Origin of the sequence: Profundicola chukchiensis (assembly GCF_029664245.1) — a bacterium.
GTDB lineage: Bacteria > Bacteroidota > Bacteroidia > Flavobacteriales > Weeksellaceae > Profundicola > Profundicola chukchiensis.
The window spans coordinates 1-437 of sequence record NZ_JANAIE010000018.1 but is presented as its reverse complement, the minus strand read 5'-3'; the positions used below and the strand labels follow the sequence as shown (position 1 = coordinate 437).

General features: G+C 35.5%; 1 pseudogene. It reads right to left on the bottom strand.

The features are described 5' to 3' along the window. Positions 1-437 (bottom strand): annotated as a pseudogene (locus NLM59_RS11510) (hypothetical protein); the annotation flags it as partial.

The window sequence follows — 437 nt, the reverse complement described above, 5'->3', positions numbered from 1 at the left end:
AGCTCTGTAACATCACACACTGAACTATCTGTGTATGTAAACACAGTGTCAACTGAATCACTAACAGTTACAGTAAAACTAAACTCATTGTAACAAGTATCTGTTGGAGTAAATGTATAATTATAAACATCATCAACTTGATTCATTGACCATGTTCCATCAACACCGTTATTGTCTTGAGGGTCTAAATCATCAACTAATGGAAGATCCGCTACATCACAAACTGAGGAGTCTGTATAGTCAAATACAGTATCAACTGAAGAAGTTATAGTTACAACAAAAGAAAACTCATTATAACAATCGCCTGTTGGCGTGAATGTATAGGTATAAACATCATCAGACTGATCTACTGACCAAGTTCCATCAACACCGTTATTATCTTGAGGGTCTAAAGTTGAAACTTCTGGAAGTTCTGCAACATCACATACAGAACTATC